Annotated in this window: 17 protein-coding genes and 1 riboswitch; of the genes, 3 read left to right on the top strand and 14 right to left on the bottom strand. The window is 44.0% G+C overall.

What is annotated here, in order from left to right; genetic code table 11:
* Positions 1-34 precede the first annotated feature (34 nt).
* Entirely contained in the window at positions 35-1,411 is a 1,377-nt protein-coding gene (locus D8S93_RS04790) for an alanine/glycine:cation symporter family protein (protein WP_005393417.1), read from the bottom strand.
* Between the two features lie 122 nt (positions 1,412-1,533).
* A riboswitch (glycine riboswitch) is annotated at positions 1,534-1,633 on the bottom strand.
* 528 nt (positions 1,634-2,161) lie between these two features.
* Between D8S93_RS04790 and D8S93_RS04785 the strand changes: the two genes are divergently transcribed.
* On the top strand, positions 2,162-2,320 hold the full coding sequence (locus D8S93_RS04785; protein ID WP_005377784.1) for a hypothetical protein: 159 nt from the start codon (positions 2,162-2,164) through the stop codon (positions 2,318-2,320).
* Positions 2,321-2,351: 31 nt separating this feature from the next.
* A complete protein-coding gene (locus tag D8S93_RS04780) occupies positions 2,352-3,086 on the top strand; it encodes a hypothetical protein (RefSeq protein ID WP_012841883.1) in 735 nt (244 codons plus the stop codon).
* A 91-nt stretch (positions 3,087-3,177) separates the two neighbouring features.
* Here D8S93_RS04780 and D8S93_RS04775 read toward each other — a convergent pair whose 3' ends face one another.
* Positions 3,178-3,561 carry a hypothetical protein gene (locus D8S93_RS04775; protein ID WP_152812242.1) on the bottom strand — a complete coding sequence of 128 codons (384 nt, stop codon included), beginning with the start codon at positions 3,559-3,561 and terminating at the stop codon, positions 3,178-3,180.
* Between the two features lie 100 nt (positions 3,562-3,661).
* Positions 3,662-4,027 (bottom strand): VOC family protein, encoded by a 366-nt coding sequence (locus D8S93_RS04770; RefSeq protein WP_005393412.1) that lies wholly within the window; start codon positions 4,025-4,027, stop codon positions 3,662-3,664.
* 219 nt (positions 4,028-4,246) lie between these two features.
* Here D8S93_RS04770 and D8S93_RS04765 point away from each other — a divergent pair, with 219 nt between their 5' ends.
* Positions 4,247-5,503: an MFS transporter permease gene (locus D8S93_RS04765; protein ID WP_152812240.1), complete on the top strand. Its 1,257-nt coding sequence runs from the start codon at positions 4,247-4,249 to the stop codon at positions 5,501-5,503.
* A gap of 114 nt (positions 5,504-5,617) precedes the next feature.
* Here D8S93_RS04765 and D8S93_RS04760 read toward each other — a convergent pair whose 3' ends face one another.
* The 11 genes from D8S93_RS04760 to proV all read right to left on the bottom strand — a co-directional run bounded on the left by D8S93_RS04760 (position 5,618) and on the right by proV (position 17,729).
* Complete coding sequence (locus D8S93_RS04760; RefSeq protein WP_152812238.1) at positions 5,618-7,567, bottom strand: LTA synthase family protein; 1,950 nt, start codon at positions 7,565-7,567, stop codon at positions 5,618-5,620.
* Between the two features lie 186 nt (positions 7,568-7,753).
* On the bottom strand, positions 7,754-9,166 hold the full coding sequence (locus D8S93_RS04755; protein ID WP_152812236.1) for a sensor histidine kinase: 1,413 nt from the start codon (positions 9,164-9,166) through the stop codon (positions 7,754-7,756).
* Positions 9,156-9,812 (bottom strand): response regulator, encoded by a 657-nt coding sequence (locus tag D8S93_RS04750; RefSeq protein WP_005393404.1) that lies wholly within the window; start codon positions 9,810-9,812, stop codon positions 9,156-9,158. The genes D8S93_RS04755 and D8S93_RS04750 overlap by 11 nt, the downstream gene beginning before the upstream one ends.
* A 3-nt stretch (positions 9,813-9,815) precedes the next feature.
* Positions 9,816-10,451: a tetratricopeptide repeat protein gene (locus tag D8S93_RS04745; protein WP_152812234.1), complete on the bottom strand. Its 636-nt coding sequence runs from the start codon at positions 10,449-10,451 to the stop codon at positions 9,816-9,818.
* Between the two features lie 14 nt (positions 10,452-10,465).
* Positions 10,466-11,260 carry an SDR family oxidoreductase gene (locus tag D8S93_RS04740; protein WP_152812232.1) on the bottom strand — a complete coding sequence of 265 codons (795 nt, stop codon included), beginning with the start codon at positions 11,258-11,260 and terminating at the stop codon, positions 10,466-10,468.
* Positions 11,261-11,268: 8 nt separating this feature from the next.
* Complete coding sequence (locus tag D8S93_RS04735) at positions 11,269-11,952, bottom strand: TenA family transcriptional regulator (RefSeq protein WP_152812230.1); 684 nt, start codon at positions 11,950-11,952, stop codon at positions 11,269-11,271.
* 25 nt (positions 11,953-11,977) lie between these two features.
* Positions 11,978-13,537, bottom strand: coding sequence for an AMP-binding protein (locus D8S93_RS04730; RefSeq protein ID WP_152812228.1), 1,560 nt, complete (start codon positions 13,535-13,537; stop codon positions 11,978-11,980).
* 80 nt (positions 13,538-13,617) lie between these two features.
* Complete coding sequence (locus D8S93_RS04725; RefSeq protein WP_152812226.1) at positions 13,618-14,229, bottom strand: thermostable hemolysin; 612 nt, start codon at positions 14,227-14,229, stop codon at positions 13,618-13,620.
* 216 nt (positions 14,230-14,445) lie between these two features.
* Entirely contained in the window at positions 14,446-15,453 is a 1,008-nt protein-coding gene (gene proX / locus D8S93_RS04720) for a glycine betaine/L-proline ABC transporter substrate-binding protein ProX (protein ID WP_005393392.1), read from the bottom strand.
* A complete protein-coding gene (gene proW / locus D8S93_RS04715; RefSeq protein WP_152812225.1) occupies positions 15,446-16,537 on the bottom strand; it encodes a glycine betaine/L-proline ABC transporter permease ProW in 1,092 nt (363 codons plus the stop codon). Before proW ends, proX begins: the two co-directional genes overlap by 8 nt.
* Before the next feature lie 4 nt (positions 16,538-16,541).
* Complete coding sequence (gene proV, locus D8S93_RS04710) at positions 16,542-17,729, bottom strand: glycine betaine/L-proline ABC transporter ATP-binding protein ProV (RefSeq protein ID WP_005393388.1); 1,188 nt, start codon at positions 17,727-17,729, stop codon at positions 16,542-16,544.
* Position 17,730: the final 1 nt, after the last annotated feature.

Here is a 17,730-nt window from a genome sequence, read left to right as displayed (position 1 = left end):
ATTGACGGTTCATTACTGAACACTTGTCATGTCACTAAGCTTTTACTGCTTCAATTTGATCAGATTGCGATGCTGAGCTAAAGAACAGCTTGGTTTCTGCCAGCACGACGTGACGCAGTGCGATCAAACCGATTAGGTTAGGAATCGCCATCAGACCATTTACGATATCGGCGAGTAGCCAAATCATGTCTAGATGGAGGAACGCGCCTGATGCCACCAAAGCAACGAAAATCAGCTTATAAGGAAGCACCGCTTTTGTACCAAAGAGGAACACAACGCAACGCTCACCGTAGTAGTTCCATCCAAGAATGGTTGTGAATGCAAAAAACATCAAACCAATTGAAACCAGCATTGGGCCAAATGTATCCGCATTTAAACCTACCGCAAAGGCATGAGTCGTCATTGCTGCACCAGAAAAGTCGCTTTGCCATGCGCCAGTAAGGATCAAGGCTAGGCCCGTCATGGTACAAATAATGATGGTATCAAAGAAGGTACCTGTCATTGAAATCAGGCCTTGTTTCACACAAGAGTCTGTTTTCGCTGCCGCTGCTGCCATAGGCGCGCTACCCAAACCAGATTCGTTTGAGAATACGCCACGAGCGATACCTGATTGGATTGCCAGCATGATACTTGCACCTAAGAAACCGCCAGTCGCTGCTGTTGATGTAAATGCTGATACCAACACTAATTCAACGGCATTGAACAATTGGTCTGCATTCATGATGATCACGCTTAAACACGCCAACACGTAAAATACAGCCATGGTAGGAACCACTTTTCCTGCAACGTTAGCAATGGATTTGATACCACCTAAAGTCACGAAAGCAACCAAAAGAGTCAGTACAAAGGCAGAGAGCTCACGGTCAACACCGAGAGATATCTCACTTGCATCCAGAATCGCGTTTACTTGTGGAAACGTACCAATACCAAAACAAGCAACACCCAAAGCAAACACTGCAAACATGATCGCGAGGGCTTTTGAGCCAACACCGTATTGCAGATAGTACATCGGGCCACCAATCATTTGGCCTTTATCATCTACTCTTCGGTATTTAACCGCTAACAAACATTCGGCGTATTTAGTCGCCATTCCGAAAAGGGCGGCGAGCCACATCCAGAATAGGGCACCTGGTCCACCAAGTTTGATCGCGGTGGCAACACCAACAATGTTACCAGTACCAATCGTTGCTGAGAGCGCAGTACAAAGTGCTGCAAAGCTAGAAACGTCACCTTGTTTATCAGATGACTTATCTTTACTGAATACCATCGCTAGCGCTGTTGGGAGATGTTTAAACTGGATCAAGCCGAGGCTAAAAGTGAAGTAAACACCGGTACCCACTAGCAAAATAAGCAGTGGTGGACCCCAGACAAAATTATCGATGGTTTGTAGTAAAGATTGTAGGTCGTTCATGATTTCCCCTTAATAAAACAACTAATAAGGAGAAGAGGGAAAGGACGAGATCAACGATCTCTAAAAGAACTAAGCTATTGGTTGTAGGCGGGAAGGCCAAGCAAAATAGTTAGGTTGTAACTTTCCACTCCTCTGTCCTTTTGCCTGAGAGTTTCACCTTGCGTGAGTGCAAGACTTGCTCCTTCGGCGACCGATTTAACGGTTCTCTCCAGAGGTTCCTCCAACGACAGTCCCCGCTACCTAGGTAGCACCTGAAATAGTTAATTCTTCGGCGAGTTATGCTAATCAAATGTTACAATTTGATTAATAACCACTCTCCTGCAGTCTTCATCGGAACAATTACTCAATTAAATGAGTAAAGGTTAGTTAATGATGCTGGTCATCATTAACGTGTGAACTCTATCATGTTTTTGGTCCATTTCAACACCCTATATCAATTTATTTTCAACGAAATAACCCCACTTATTTTCACGAAGCTATGTTTACCAAGTTTTTTGTGTGAGCAACTGCATAAACAAAACTCATTGGGCTAGGGAATAGAACCAAGAACACACTTCAGAACGATAAATATGTTTCGATTATTACGGTATAAGTTATTCAATTGAGAACACAAGTTTGATTAAAATCGAAGCACTTATTTTAAAATCTACGCTAAGTTGACCTTATGGGGCGTATAAATGAGTTACAATAAATCTTTGTGAAACCGTCTATGGACCTAGGCAGTTTTTCATGAGTGGACAAGGAGGCGGTATGACCAGATTATTAGCCATTGCGGTGTTGATTGCAGTAGCATTTGTGCTGTTTCGTTATCGAACCAATGAAAAAGTCCAAAAAGCGACCGTTATAACATTAATTGGCGCCTTTCTGATTTATACAGCATCGATTATGTTTGCGGAATTGATCCGCTAGCAAAGTAAAAGAGTCCTTGGAGTAGTATACGGTGAGTTCTCAGAACAAGATGGAAGAACAAGACGACGTTGTTGTCATTGAAGAGCGTGACAAACGTACTCATATCTATATCGCGATTGCTGCGGTATTAGGCTTGGCATTTGGTGGCCTTGTTGGATCGATTGTCACTGCGAACAAGTGGGAATCGACTTATCATGTGCTAGAAGAAAAATACCAAGCGTTGACGCAAGATAAAACGCAGTTGGTGTCTCAAGTAAAAGTGCGCGAAGAAGCGCTCGACCAAGAAATACAAGATAAAGTCACTGAACTGCTCGTTGCGAAAGATGAAGCGCACGAGAAAGCGCTTAAGAAGTTACAAAAGCAATTGACTGAGGTCGAGAAAGTTAACTTGTCGCTAGAGTCTCAATTGAAACAACAGGCAGATAAGATCAATACGACGAAGTCGGAAAATGAGAAGTTGAGTCGTCAAGCGGATATGCAAGCGACTATCTTTGAACGATCGCGCGAGGTGTTTCAAAAAGAGCTGAAAATTTCGCAAGAATTGGAGTCTCTAGAGAAAGAAAGGGCGAAATTATTGCCTAAGATCGAGAAACTCAAAAAAGAGTGTGATGTATTTTTGGAAGGTAAATCTTGGGACGTGAAATCGGACGCGTGTGATAAACACGATGAAGCCAATTCACGACTAAGTCAGGTCGATCAAATGATTGAAGTTTATAAAATGGATCTCAAGCAAATCAAAGCAATAACTGAAGATATCGGCCTCTAGATCTTTTATACCTGATTTGGGAAAGTAAAAGGAGCTCTTTAAGAGCTCCTTTTTCGTTGCTAGCTTTAAACTCGGGAGCTAGCGTTTATTCTTAGATACGCGAGGCGTCATAGCCTGAAGCAAGCAGCAATTCTTGCTCATGTTTAATCAGTTGGGCGCGATCTTCAATCAGTTCATTGAGAGCTAGTGAGGGCTTGCCTGCTAAAGCCTTGAACGACTCAAAAGATTCCGCGGTGTCGATTTTTTCAATCATCTGACTGATGACATTACGAGCCGCACACGGGTTACTCGTAGTGGTAAAGTATTCCACTTGCTTTGCTGCCGATTTCATCTCTATCAACAGCTCAAGTGGGCTGCTCTCTTTTGCTACCGCCATGTAGTTATCCAGCACGCGCTTTGCATAAAGCAGTTCTTTGAGGGGGATATCTCTTCCACTCTCGATTAGAGATTCGCTAAGGATCATACTTGAGCTCATGGGCATTCCTTCTTATATACTACGAAGCTTTTGATGTTTCCCTGAGTCTAATTTATTGAAGTCACATTGGGAATGGGTAAAAAGCATTTTTAACGCATTTTTATTCACTAATAAAAACGCGAATGCGATGTTTATCCGGATCGGTAGCCACAAAATTTAAGCCATACACCGAAGTCATTGGTGGTTGAGCAAACTCAACGCCCATGTTTTTCCAACTGTTGTAAACGTGCTCTAACGTATGGCGGTTGCGCACTGCAAATGATAACTCGGTGCCACCACCTTTGATGTCGCTGGAAGGGGAAAGAACATCACTTTGCTTGAGTGTCAGTTTTAAGCCATTTGCGAGTGGCATAGAAGCAAATGTTGGAGACAAAAACGTGACCTCACAATCAAACAGTTTCGAGTAAAAAGCTTGGCTTACGTGGATGTCCTCAACATAGAGGACGAATGAATTGATAGTTAGCATGGTCTGTTTCTCAATTTACTAGAAGTATGAGGTTGAATCTAACGGAAGGGTAAGACAGGCTTTGTCAGTAGACCAAGTTAAAGTACCTTGTTTGAAATAGTGAGAAGTATCACTTTCAATTTTATTGGCTCAGGATCGAGCATATGAACATATCGTTTGCTTTGTATTTGATTCCATTTATCTTCTCGACATTTCCTTGTCAAAAGCAATCCCGTTCATATGTGTAAAACGATTAGTTCACTGTTAATTATTATTTTTTGTGTTACATGTTCATTAAGTATTTCAGCAAAAAATATAGAAAAGAAAGAAAGTCAAATTTTAACTATCAATGAAATTAATAATAAAGAAAAAATTCGTGATCTTACAGAAATAGAAAGAGTGAGCCTTTCAACTATCTATCTTCTTTACAAAAATGGAGTGATAACGGAGAGTGAAGCAAACCAAGAGTTTGGACACTTTCTCGAAAATGAAGACAGAAAAAATGCCTTATTGAAACTCGCTCACATTGATGACGCTCAAAAAGAGCTGCAGCAAGCCGAAGAAAGCAGTGACTGGGTGAAACTATTTAACTTAGTTAACCTGATGAAACTATGTGGAGTGTTGCTTCTTATCGCTGCTGTTGCTTATTTTATCGCTCAAACCTACGAACTTCTTCAAGATATCGGTAGGGTATTTTGGCGACTTATTTGCACATTACCCGCGATTTGTTACCAGATTCTATTTGTTATCATTGGCTTAACCCTAGCCTTAGTTCCAATGATTATCAGTATCTCAGAAGCGCAATATGTTGTCATTTTTGGTGTGTTGCTCGCTTATGTCGCACTAGTATGGTGGACTATTCATTACGAAGAGCAGTCAGAAATTCTCCTAGAAAAACTCTCCTTGGGTTTACCAATTGGTATGGTTTGGTCTTTTTATCATGCTATTTACTTTGGCTTTTTTGCCATCCGCGAAGAGATCGCATTTTTACAGCTAGTGACATTTGCATGGGTTGTTCTTGGTATTGCAGTGGGAATTTTTAAGTTATTTAACTTTGAAGACAAACCTTACAAAGGGACAAAGTGTTTTTCTTTAGCGTTATCATCGACCATTGTTACTTGCATAATACTATTCTTAAACCAGAGTTCAGATTGGATTACGCCATATTACAAATTTACTTATTATGGGTTAGTGCCATTGCTGTTGTTGTCCTTTTCTATTTCGGGTTTTTATCTACAAAAACCAAGTTGGGTTAAAAAAATTTCAAATATTATGATGTTTTCACTCCTATTTATTAGCGCACCCTTACCAAGTTTTGGTCTGGATAATTTGTACGCTATGATTAATAGTGGTGTATTTGCCTATGGTTTTATCACGATAACAACGATGGTATTTCGGGTCAGTTTTTTGTTTGGCTTGATATCAACAAGCCTCGTTGTTTACGTGTTGGCCTTAGTTATCGAACACAATCCTGAAAAGTTCATTCTCTACATATGAACTATGATTTTCTAGATACAAAGTGTGCGTTCCTCCATGTACTCTAAGAGTGAAGAGCCTTACAGAATAAAGAAAAGGAGCCAGTTGGCTCCCTTTTAACTGAATCAGCGGATATTAGTTGGTACGTTTCGAAGCGTACCAGTTGTTTTGATACGCCTTAGATGCAAACAATGCGTTTGCTTTTGCGCGTTCAATAACGGATTCATCGACTTCTAGCGGTTTCATGGTTTGGCTTTCAAAGTCGTACGCCAGGGTCGATACTTTTTCACCAGGAGAAAGCACAACTAGGTTGTCACGCGTTAAATAACCAAAGTTTTTGTCGTATTGCATCATTGCGCGTTCATCTTCGCGAGCCAGTGGTTTCGTTAAATCACGACCAATCATCGGCGTTTTGGCGTCTACGCCAATAAGAGACAACAGCGTAGGCGGCATATCTATGTTGTTTGCGATACGGTCATCTTTACGTGGTTGAATGTCTTTACCAATGATCAATGCAGGAATGTGGAAGTGCTTAACTGGAACCAAGTTAGCGCCAGACACGCGGGCATCGTGGTCTGCAATGACAATGAAAATAGTATCATCCCAGTAGGATGAGTTTTTCGCCTTTTCAAAGAACGTACCCAAAGCGTAATCTGAATATTTTACCGCGTTATTACGCGTCATGTGTTCGGAATCGTATGGCTCAATTTTACCTTTCGGATACTCATAAGGACTGTGATTGCTTGACGTAAAAACTAAGCTGAAAAAAGGTTTGTCGCTTTTTGAAAGACGTTCAAACTCTTCGTCTGCTTTGTTGTATAAGTCTTCATCACTGACCCCCCAAGAGCCAACAAAGCTTGGGTTATTGTAATTATCTTCTTCGACGATTTTATCAAAACCATTACCGTAGAAGAAGGTTTTCATGTTATCGAAGTTTGCTTCACCGCCATAAATAAATTGCGTGTGATAGCCTTGTGCTTTGAGTAAGTCTGCGATGGTAAAGAAGCCTGTTTGGCTTTTGCTTAGTTTCACCACTGCGCGAGAAGGGGATGGTGGAAAACCCGTGGTTACGGCTTCGATACCACGAACAGAACGAGTACCCGTTGCGTACATTTGTGTGAACTGCCAGCCTTCTTGCATCAGTTCATCAAGGTTTGGTGTAAGAGGCAGACCACCCAAAGAGCCCACAAACTGTGCGCCCAAGCTCTCTTGTAACAAGATAACCAAGTTTTTACGCTTTCCTTGGTACGTCGCTGGGTTGCTGTTCATGGTTGGTAGCAATGTAGGATCAAAGTCGATCTTCGTTGATGAAGCGCGAACGAGATCCAACATCTTTTGATTGTCCATCTTGCCGTAGAACTGCTCAGCGCTCTTTTCTGACTTCATATTGTTGACAGCAAATAGCAATGAGTAAGACGAATTCAGTGCTAAGTCGTTAAGCAGTGGATCGTTCGAAAACGCCACCATAGCAGGGTTGAGCGGACGGTGACCCAAAGACGAACGAGCGCCTGCAACACAAAGAAGCACAACGAAAATCGCCAAAAGAGGGCGCCATTTCCAATTGATTTGTTGCGCGCTATCGGTCAGTTTTTTGCTCCATTTCCAGCCTAAAACTAGCGTCAAAGCTGTGCCGATTGCACCAATAAACAGTTCTAGTTTGTAGCCAGTCCAAAGCATGCTCATCACTTCTTTCGGGTAGATGAGGTATTCAACAAACAGGCGGTTTGGACGTAGGTCATATTCTTGAATGAATGGCGCCGTTGCCAGTTCCATGTACACGAGAATCCAAAGCCCTAAAACCATCCATATGCGCAATATCCATTTCCAGCATTGCCCAATCTTGCCGTTTAATGGCATTAGGGCTGAAAGCAGTGCAGGGAGGATGAATAACCAGCACAGTGTTGCAATGTCTACGCGTAAGCCTTGGCCTAGGATGTAAATTAAGTCGTTGAAAGAGTCAATTCGATCAAGTTGCCAAAAGGCGAGCAAAACGCGTGAGATAGACAAAAATATAAGTGAAAACAAAGAAAAAGCAGCAATTGGCTGCAAAGGCCCCCACACAGAGCCCTTAGATAAGTTTTTCATATTTATTCGAATAGTTTAATTGTTATGTTGTGTTGTTTTTAACAAAGCAAGCGTGAAATAAACGTGAATTATAATGTGGGTTTATGGTCGAGTATTGTAAGTGTTGGTATGTCTATGTAAGTGTGGAATGAAGCTCATGTTCGGCTGGAACATAAATTAAACAGGTTATGGCCTGTATCGCTTTTGTTAGCACTTTGGGAAAGTGACGACAAACGTATTCCTACTATTTTCTCTGGGAATGAGCTCCAGTGTTGCACGGTGTAGTGCTGTAATGTCTTTGCAAATTGACATCCCTAAACCCGCACCGTCGCCATGTTCGGAATGACCCCGATAAAACTGTTCGAAGATTCTTTCACGAGTTTCTTTCGGGATTTCTGGACCAGTATCGGAAATTAAGACTTTGATTGTATTATTGTTCTCTGTGACGCTGACTTGTATGTCACTGTGCTCGCCGGAGTAACGAATCGCATTATCGACGAGGTTACGAAATAACACCTCTAACAACATTCGATCACCGGATATAGCGATGTTGGAAGATGATAAACTGATGTCTTGCTTATGCTTCAATGCTAACGGTGCCAAATCAGCAACAACGGTTTGCAACAAAGGGGTTAGCTCAACGGTGTCGAATATCCGTTCTGATAAGCTATCTACTTTAGCTAAAGTCAGTAGCTGATGGATAAGGCGGTCAGTGCGTTCAATGCCTTGCAGAATGTTGTGTAAATCTCCTCTCAGTTGCTCCGGATCATTACTTTCAAGTGCATTTTCTACGTTAAGACGAAGGATTGTTAGTGGGGTTTTTAGTTCATGCGCTGCAGCACGTGTAAAGCGTCTCTCTCTTTGCCAGGCTAACTCTAGTTCAGAGAGGAGAGAGTTGAGCGAATCGACAAGTGGTGCGAGTTCAACGGTGTTGTCTTTTACATGAATGCGATCTAATCGGTGTACGTTTCTTTGTGTGATGGCGGTGCGCAGGTCGTTAATCGGTCGGAAATGTTTATCGATCAACCAAAACAGCAAAAGCAACAAAGTTGGTAGTATCAGCAATTGTTCTATTGATGTGGATAGGGCAATTTCGTGGATGATCTCTTTACGTATCTTGTATTTTTCTGCAACCACGACGTATTCATTATCATGTTTTGTTTGTGGCAGTGAAATCTGAAATGTACGCCATTGTGTCCCGTCTTTTACGATATCAGCGTAGCCGTTATTATCAAAGGACGTAGAGAGTGCGTGCAAGGTTTGATCAGAGCTCCAGAGCAGTGTGTTGTCTCGATAGAATTGAAAAACCAAGTTTTGTTCATAAGGGTGGCCGAACGTTGTGACATTGTCGTCGTCAGACTTTGACATTGACTCAATGTTTTCCATCCACTCATTAAATAATTCTCGATGGTTAGCGAGAGTCCTCTCTTCCGTTGAAATTGAGAGCGTCAGCAACATTAATTTTGCGGATTGTCCAAGCCTAGCGTCATAAACTTCTTCGACCTCGTGCTTCGCAGATTGGAAACTGAAATAAAGTGAGATGAGTAAGAGAACACTTACCAACACGCCTACTGATAGAGTTAACTGACGTTTGATCGAGTACGATTTCTTATCTTTCAAGAATGTACCCCACACCGCGAATATTTTTAATGACCACTTTGGGCGCTTTTTTACGCAAATTGTGAATATGAACTTCGATAGCGTTGTCGCTTGAACCTTCATCCCAGCCGTGTAGTGATTGTTGCAATTGCTCCTTACTTTGCACGCGTCCGGCGTTCGTCATCAAGCTGGTGAGGATTTTAAATTCATTGCGTGTGAGTTTAAGCGGAGCGTCATCGTAGCGAATGCTTTGTTCCGATAAGGATAAAGATAACTGCCCAACTTGAATGATTTCTTCTGCACTACCGGATTGACGGCGAATCAACACACGCAAGCGAGCGAGCAACTCTTCGAGTGCAAACGGTTTTCCGAGGTAATCATCTGCGCCGCCATCAAGGCCTTGAACGCGATCGCGAATGTCGTCTCGTGCGGTAAGTATCATCACTGGGAGCTTAAATCCGCCTTTGCGAATATTACGCAGAACTTCCAATCCATCGATATCGGGGAGAGTGAGATCCAATATTACGGCGGTGAACGCTTCTGTTTTGAGTGCGCTAGTCACGCCAGAGCCTTTTTCCACCCAATCCACGGTGTACCCATGGCGACTTAATGAAGTCACCATGGATTGACCGAGTAGTTTGTCATCTTCTACGAGTAATAAGCGCATGGATTATTTCAAACTCCCAAGAGTCGCTTCAATTTCCAGTTTTCGACCTTTATCAGCCAAAGGTCGGTCAGGGCGAGGTGACGCCTGCATTGCGCGAGTCAAATACACTTTCGCTTCCTTGTCTCGACCTTCTTCTGCAAGGAAGTCTCCATAAAAATAGTTCGGATCGATGCCTTTTGGATTGATCTCTAACGCTTTTTTCAACATTTCTTCGGCTTTATCGTCATCACCAAAGCCAATTGGCCAGCCCGGAACTTTGTAATACAGAGAACCTAAACTGGTGTATGCAGATCCATCAAGCGCTTGCGGTGACGTTGCGATTACCCCTTCGAGTAAAGATTTGGCTTCTTTGGCGAGTGATAGTGCACCCAAGCCACCTTGAGCACCAGCCAGCGATGCTTTATTGATTGCCAGCCAAACAGTGAGTTCGGGATTGCCCGGTTCTCTGTCGAGATAAATACTGGTTTTGGCAATCGCGCGATGGAAGCATTGTTCCTTTTCGTCTCCATCGGGTGTGCTGTACTGACATTCCGCCCATTTCTTTTGAACCTGTTGCAGTGGAGTATTACTTGCCAACGCAGCGGTCGAAGCTAACGTTGAACAAACCGTCAAAGCGCAAAATAGTTGTTTGGTATTCATCGTCTATGTCCTCTTCAGTGACTGACTCGGTTTACGTATTGGTGAATGGTTTCTTGCTGCTTACGAATCGCAGAAGAAACCACGCTTGGAAGCAGTTGATTGATGCGCGCAAAAAGCTTTTCTGGCCAACCAATCCATTTCGCGGAAATTTCTTTTTCCAACATGGTGACAACGTGATCGGCTACAACTTGCGGCGAGTCCGTTTTGTTACCCAGTTGTCGATTCATTTCATTGACGGCATCGCTATTGAGCGAGGTTTCTGTCGCTCTTGGTGCCAAATACAGCGCACGGATTCCGGTTGCGAACAGCTCTCTGTCGAGCGATTCGGTAAAACGGTGCAACCCCGCTTTTGCCGCGCAATAGGAGGTATAGCCTGGGTAGCCAATTGAGCCGAATGTGGAACCTATATTGAGAATCACCCCAGGCTGCTTTAACCACGTTAACGCCGATTGGCACAGCAGCATCGGCGCAACGAGATTGAGTTGGATTTCGTCTGCAATCTGCGTTGGTCGTTTGTGACTTAACAACGAGAAATCGTTGCTGCCCGCATTGTTAATCAGTGCGTCCACTTTTTGATGTTGACGCGCTCGATCTTTTATCGCAGTTAATCCTTCTGGTGAGGCGATGTCTGCAACGACTACGTCATGACGTTCTGGATTCGACAGTTCACGCTGTAGTGTTTGCAAGCTCTCTTCGTTTCGCCCAACAAGAATGAGGCTGGCACCGCGTTTGGCTAACTCTTGCGCGATGGCTTGCCCAATTCCGCCCGTTGCGCCTGTCAGGAGAATGGTGCTGTTGTTAATGATCATGCTTCACCTCACGCCGCTTGTTGGGTTGAGAAAGAAGGCAAAGAGCGCAGCATTTGTCCGTAAAGGTCAAACACCATGTTTGCTGAGTCGATGATGATTTGTTGATCTTCCGCTTTGGTGATCTTGTTCATCAATGATTCAAAAAATTGCAGATGATCTTGGTCTAACACGCTATGTGAAACTAGGTAAGTCATTGCTGAAGAGGGCAGGTTGAGGGTTGACTGAATTTTTTCTGCCATTTGGCCACCAATGCCGACGCTGGTGCCTTCTAATACCCACACCATGCCAAACAGCGCGAGTGGGTTGTGGCGGTCAATGTTGTGGTAAAGGTAGGAAACCATCAGTTCAATCGGTGCACCTACTTGACCTACATCTTTGTTATTGCGCACTGCTTCGGCATCGCCGCCGCACGCTTTGATGTCATTTAAAATCCATTTTTGATGGCCTTTCTCTTCCTCGATGTACTCGGCAATGGCATCTCGTACCCATTCGTATTCGCCAGATAGGCGGCCTCCACACGCCATCAGCAAGGGAACAGTGTGCTTAACGTGATGGTAAGCTTGGGTTAGAAAGGCGATATACATATCTTTGGAAATGTTGCCTTGTTGAACGTCTGCGATGACTGGCGCAGTTAACATTGCTTGTTGAGCAGCGGTAGTGCTTTGTTTGAGTTGTTCGAAAAATAAAGTCATAACCTTCTCCTTAAGAAGCCGTTAACTAAGATGCAGTTTGGAAAGACGTAATGTGTTGCTGGAAGGGCAAATCGATGCGTTGGATCTTTTGCGCTTGCAGCGTTAATTCAGGCGTTGTGCTCGCTAATAACTGAGCCACATCATGTTCGATTTGATTTCGTTTGAGCTTGCCGTTATCCGTGTACCAACCAGAGATGGCTGGTGGGTTGTCCAGCAGCAATAAGGTTCGGATCTGAGCGTAATCGGGTAGGGTTCGGTTTAATGCATGAACCTTTGCTTCGACGTCTTCGCTATTGGCAATGACAGCGCATAATGTTTGTTGGCTATCGCCTGTAACGATCAGTGGCGTCATCGGCAAAAACGCCAACGCTTCTGATTCAATCCATTCCGGTGAGACATTTCTGCCGTATGCGGTGACGATAAGGTTCTTCTTGCGCCCCGAGAGAGTGACAAAGCCTTGCGCGTCAATTTGGGCTAAGTCGCCAGTCGCTAACCATTCTTGAGTAAACGGCTCATTCAAATAACCAAGAGCAACGTTGCCTTTGACGAGCAGTTCACCATCTTCCGCGATACGAATCTGAGTGTGCGGAAGCGGTTTGCCACACGTTCCTGCTTTAAATGCGGCTGGTGTATTCAAACAAACAACAGAGCCACATTCAGACAAGCCATAGCCTTCAAACGCAGGGATGTTCAGCGCATGCGCGGTGTTAATCAGTTGCGACGACACTCTTGCGCCGCCAACGGCGACAAATTTTAGAGAATCCACAAGAGAGGGCTGCTGTTTCGCGATGTGAATGAGCGCAAGCAATAAAGCTGGTGTTAGCACTAAGCTTTCTGGTTTGATGGTCACTAATGCTTGTGCAAACAAACGCGGTTCGAATTGGCTTGAACCGAGTAGGCCGGTTTGCTCTCCGGGTAAAATATATGACGTCACGCCCAACATGAGTGGTACATAAACACCGGTTATGTTTTCGAGAAGCGTCGATAACGGAAGCAGCACTAAGTGCGAGTGCGCCGCGCTGTTTACTGCATCGGCGAGCGACTTCGCCACCAAACACAAATGATCATTGCTTAAACACACGCCTTTAGGCTGACCAGTCGAGCCAGACGTAAATGTGATTTTTCCGGTTTCTGGTAGATAAGCTACCTGTGTACCTTCATCTCCCAACTGGTTACGACGCAGCAAAGGCAAATTTGCAATGGAAAACGGATGGTCTTGCTGGTTAAAGCTTTGCTTAGGATGAGAAGCCAACCATGCTTGCCAATCGCCAACTAAAGCATCGACGCCTGATTGCTCTAACGTATGTTCAACTTGTGCATCAGAGAAAAAAGTCGGAATAGGTACGACGACTATGTCTGCCGCCATCGCCGCCAAATCAACAATGGCCCAATCGATGCTGTTTTCTGCGCGTAGCGCGAGTGCTTTGATGTTCTGTGCAATAAGCTCGGCGGCAACGAGTTCGATCTTGTTTAACAATTCAGAGTAAGTCAGTTCAACCGTTTGATTCGCTTCGTAGCCGACAAGTGCTACTCGATCTGGTGTCGTTTTTGCCCATTTTGTAATGGCATCGAGGAGAATATTCATACATCACCTATATTCTGGCGTGGTGTTTAATCAAGTTGTTCTGGTTGTGTTTGCGGTTTTAACGACGTTTACTTTTCTATCTAGGCTTGTTTACGTTTTTTTTCTTGGACTAATCGAAGGCGCTCTAGTCCTTTTTGCAAATTGCCAGCTAACACACGCGGTTGATGTTCGTAGTACGAACCCCAAGTGGACTTGGCATAGGGGACTTTATTTTGATCGGCCTGCGCGATGATATGAGGCTCCAATCCTAGACGCGCCATCATTGCGTGAAGAGGGTCTGTCGCGGTGAAGATGCACCATTCAAAACCGAGATTGACCAGCATTTCTGCGATCAGGTAGAAGTGCAGAGATGACATGCCCTTAGCGAAAGATGCCAAGTGACCAAACTCCACTAAGTTCGAACGTTTTACGTCGCAGCTAAATACGTTAGAAACCAGCTTTTGGGCGTCGTCTTCTAAATACTGTTCAAGGAACAAAGGTTCATCTTCGGCGATGCGAAAGCCGCATACGGAAATAATTTGACCGCCGTCAATGAGGGTTAAATACGCCGGCATAAACTGTTTGAGCTCGGCAAAGAATGCTTCTTGATAACGCTGAGAAACATGCTCGATAACTTGGCTCCAAAGCGGATGCATTGGATAGACAATGTCTAAAGTAAAGCCATCTACAGAAATTTGTGCATGGTGTTTCATGAGCGCTTCCTTTGTTTGATTGGTTATCAACAAAATAAAACGCGAAACTTAAGAAACTCTTAAGGAATGAAATTAAGTAGAAACTTTAAGAAAATACTGAGGAGCAAGGCTCAGTATTGTTGCAATCCTTTTTACTAATGTGAATAAAATAAGAGCCAACCGATGTGATCGGTTGGCTCTAAAGTTAGGTGTCACGTATTTTAATGGTCGTGCCGGTTACATGGCTGCTTTTTTAGCTTCGTCTACCCATGCGTCGAACTTTTTCTGGTTCGCTTTAATCCAGCCATTTACATGAGACTCGATGTCTGCTGAGCTGTTCTTACCTTGGCTCATCATCATATTCTGCGCACTAACATCATTGATGTTTAGCTTGATGATTTCAAACAGCTTCGCTGCTGCTGGGTTCTTTTCAGTAAACTCTTTGTTCGCAACGATGCGCATAGAGTTCATCTCGAAGCCGTAGTTCTTACCGTTCTCTAGTGTGGTGTCGATGTCCTTACGCTCACCAGGAAGTGAAGAGAATGGCACTTCTAACCAAACAACATCTTTACCCGGAACTAAGACGCCGCTTACCCAGTAAGGTGTCCAAGTGTAGTAAAGAATCGGATCGCCTTTTTTGTAACGAGAAATCGTGTCAGCGATAATCGCAGCGTAGTTACCTTGGTTGTGCGTTACTGTGTCACGAAGCTTGAATGCATCCAACTGATGCTCAACGACCATTTCACAACCCCAACCTGGGTTACAACCTGTTAAGTCCGCTTTACCGTCACCGTTGGCATCGAAAAGCTTGGCCAGTTTTGGATCTTTTAATTGACCAATATTTGTGATGCCATATTTTTCAGCGGTTTTTTTATCGATCAAGTAACCTTGTGCAGCACCACTTACATATTGACCTTTGCGGAAAAACTTATCATCACCGCCAGACATTGTGTACTTATCGGCGTGAAGAGGGAACCAACCTACTGCTAAGAAAGTAGCGTCGCCTTTAGCAATAGAGGTATAGCCTACGTTGTAATCCACTTCTTTAGTTGGTTTTACATCGTAACCAAGCTCTTCAAGTGCACGGTTTACGATCAATGTTTGAAACGTTTCCTCTGCAACGGTTGATTGAACTGGTTGAACAGTCACACCTTCACCCGGTAGTTCGCTTGCCACACCATAAGTTGAAAATGCGATAGTACTTAGAGCTCCAACAGAGAGCGCTTTCTTCCATGAATTATTCATTGATGTTTCTCCTAAGTTTTAGATCGTCTTGGTTCGTCTTTGTTTTCAGTTTTAATAGGTATGAAACAGGACCTGTGTGATACCAGCGAAGCTTGGTGTTACCCGCATTAACCCCTAATACTTGGGTAATACGGTCTAATAAAATGGCAAGAATTACGATGCCTAAGCCACCGACGGCAGCAAGACCCATATCAAGTCGGCCGATACCACGAAGTACCATTTGGCCCAAGCCGCCAACCGCAATCATTGAAGCGATCACGACCATAGAAAGTGAAAGCATCAAGGTTTGGTTTACCCCTGCCATAATCGTTGGTAACGCCAATGGCAATTGGATGCGGTAAAGCATCTGTTTTTTGTTTGCCCCGAAAGAGTGGCCCGCTTCGATCAGCTCTTCAGGTACTTGCTGAATCCCTAAAATAGTTAGGCGCACAACGGGAGGCAGTGCGAAAATGATGGTTACTACAACGCCAGGAACGTTACCAATACCGAATAGCATAACGATTGGCACTAGATAAACGAACGCGGGAGTCGTTTGCATTGCATCGAGTACTGGTCTAACAAATTTGGCTGCGGTTTGGCTTCTCGCCAACCATATCCCCATCGGTAGCCCGATAAGCAAACAGAAGAAGACGGCGGTTAAAACTAGTGCGAGCGTTGTCATCGCCTGTGACCACGCACCAATTAGGCCGATAAAAACAAGGGATACAAGCGTTGAAAAACCGAGTTTTACATTGGAAAACTGCCACGCCAGCAAAAATAAAATGAGTACCATGATGGGCGCAGGTGTGGACACCAAAGCAGTTTCAAACGAGGTAAGAATAAAGTCGATTGGAACTCGAATTGCTTGGAAAACAGGGCGACCATGTTCCACCAACCAGTTCAACCCCGATTCTACCCAGCTATCAAGTGGTAGAACCGCATCTTGGAATGGGTTCATAATATCGAATGGCGCTTGCTCTACAGTTTCTGAGCTTAACCAGTCATTACTTGGAGCAGCGTCAGTACCTGCACCTTGTGACCAAGGATCATCTTGTGCAGGAGCGGGATTCGACCAGGGATCATTGTTAGTTTGCTCTGAAGACATCGTGTTAATCCTTATCTAGTGTTTGTAGAAGACGTGATTTAGTCACGACACCAAAGTAAGTACCTTGCTCATCAACGACAGGTACGGCATAAGGAACGCCTGCAACTAGCCCCAAAATGTCATTGATTGACTGCTCTGGCTGAAGAGTGACTTCATCCGTCAATTGAGCACTGGCTAGAGAGCGGTTTTCTTTGTGAGCCAAACGTAGTGAGTCAAGAGACACGATGCCGGAATATCGGCTAGATTTATCGACGACAATGCCGTAATCACGGTCATGATCCATCAGAATCTGCATCGCAGAGCCCGGGCCATCATTTTCCGATTTCTTAAAGACGGCGGCTGGCTTCTTGCGAGCGATATCTTTTGCTGTCAAGACACTTGCGATGTTTACGCCGCGGAAAAATGCTTCAACATAATCATTTGCTGGGCTGTGCAATATTTCATCAGGTGTGCCAACCTGAACAACCTCACCGTTTTGCATGATGGCGATACGATCACCAATACGCATTGCTTCGTCCAAATCATGAGATATGAAGACAATTGTGCGTTTATCATCGTTTTGTAGACGAATAAGCTCATCCTGCATCTCAGAACGGATTAATGGGTCTAAAGCGGAAAACGCCTCGTCCATTAATAGAATGTCTGGGTCACAAGCCAATGCCCTTGCTAAACCCACGCGCTGTTTCATACCACCGGATAATTCGTCAGGGAAAGATTCTGCATAAGGGTCTAAGCCAACTCTTTCCAAGGCGGAAAGGGCACTTTTCTGACGTTCATTAACATCAATGCCAGCAAGTTCTAAACCGAATGCAGCGTTTTCGATCACCGTCATGTGAGGCATAAGCGCGAAACTTTGAAAAACCATTGAGATATTGTTGCGACGAACTTCTCGAAGTTCGTCTTCAGAGATATGGGCAATATCTTTCCCTTTGAGATAAACACTGCCTTTCGTTGGCTCAATGAGTCGGTTTAGGAGTCGAACGAGAGTAGATTTTCCCGAACCAGAAAGCCCCATGATTACGAAAATTTCACCTTCGTTAATGGTGAGAGATACATCGTTTACGCCGACTGTTAAACCTGTCTGTTCAAAAATACCATCCTTATCGATACCTTTTTCGATAAGCGAGAAGGCTCTTTCTGGGTCTTCTCCAAACACTTTATACAGTCCCTTAACTTCCAGTATGGGATCCATG

Source organism: Vibrio sp. VGrn 2 (assembly GCF_009361695.1).
In the GTDB taxonomy this organism is placed as follows: Bacteria; Pseudomonadota; Gammaproteobacteria; order Enterobacterales; family Vibrionaceae; genus Vibrio; species Vibrio diabolicus.
Note: the sequence above shows the minus strand (reverse complement) of the source record. Positions and strands in the feature narration are given on the sequence as shown.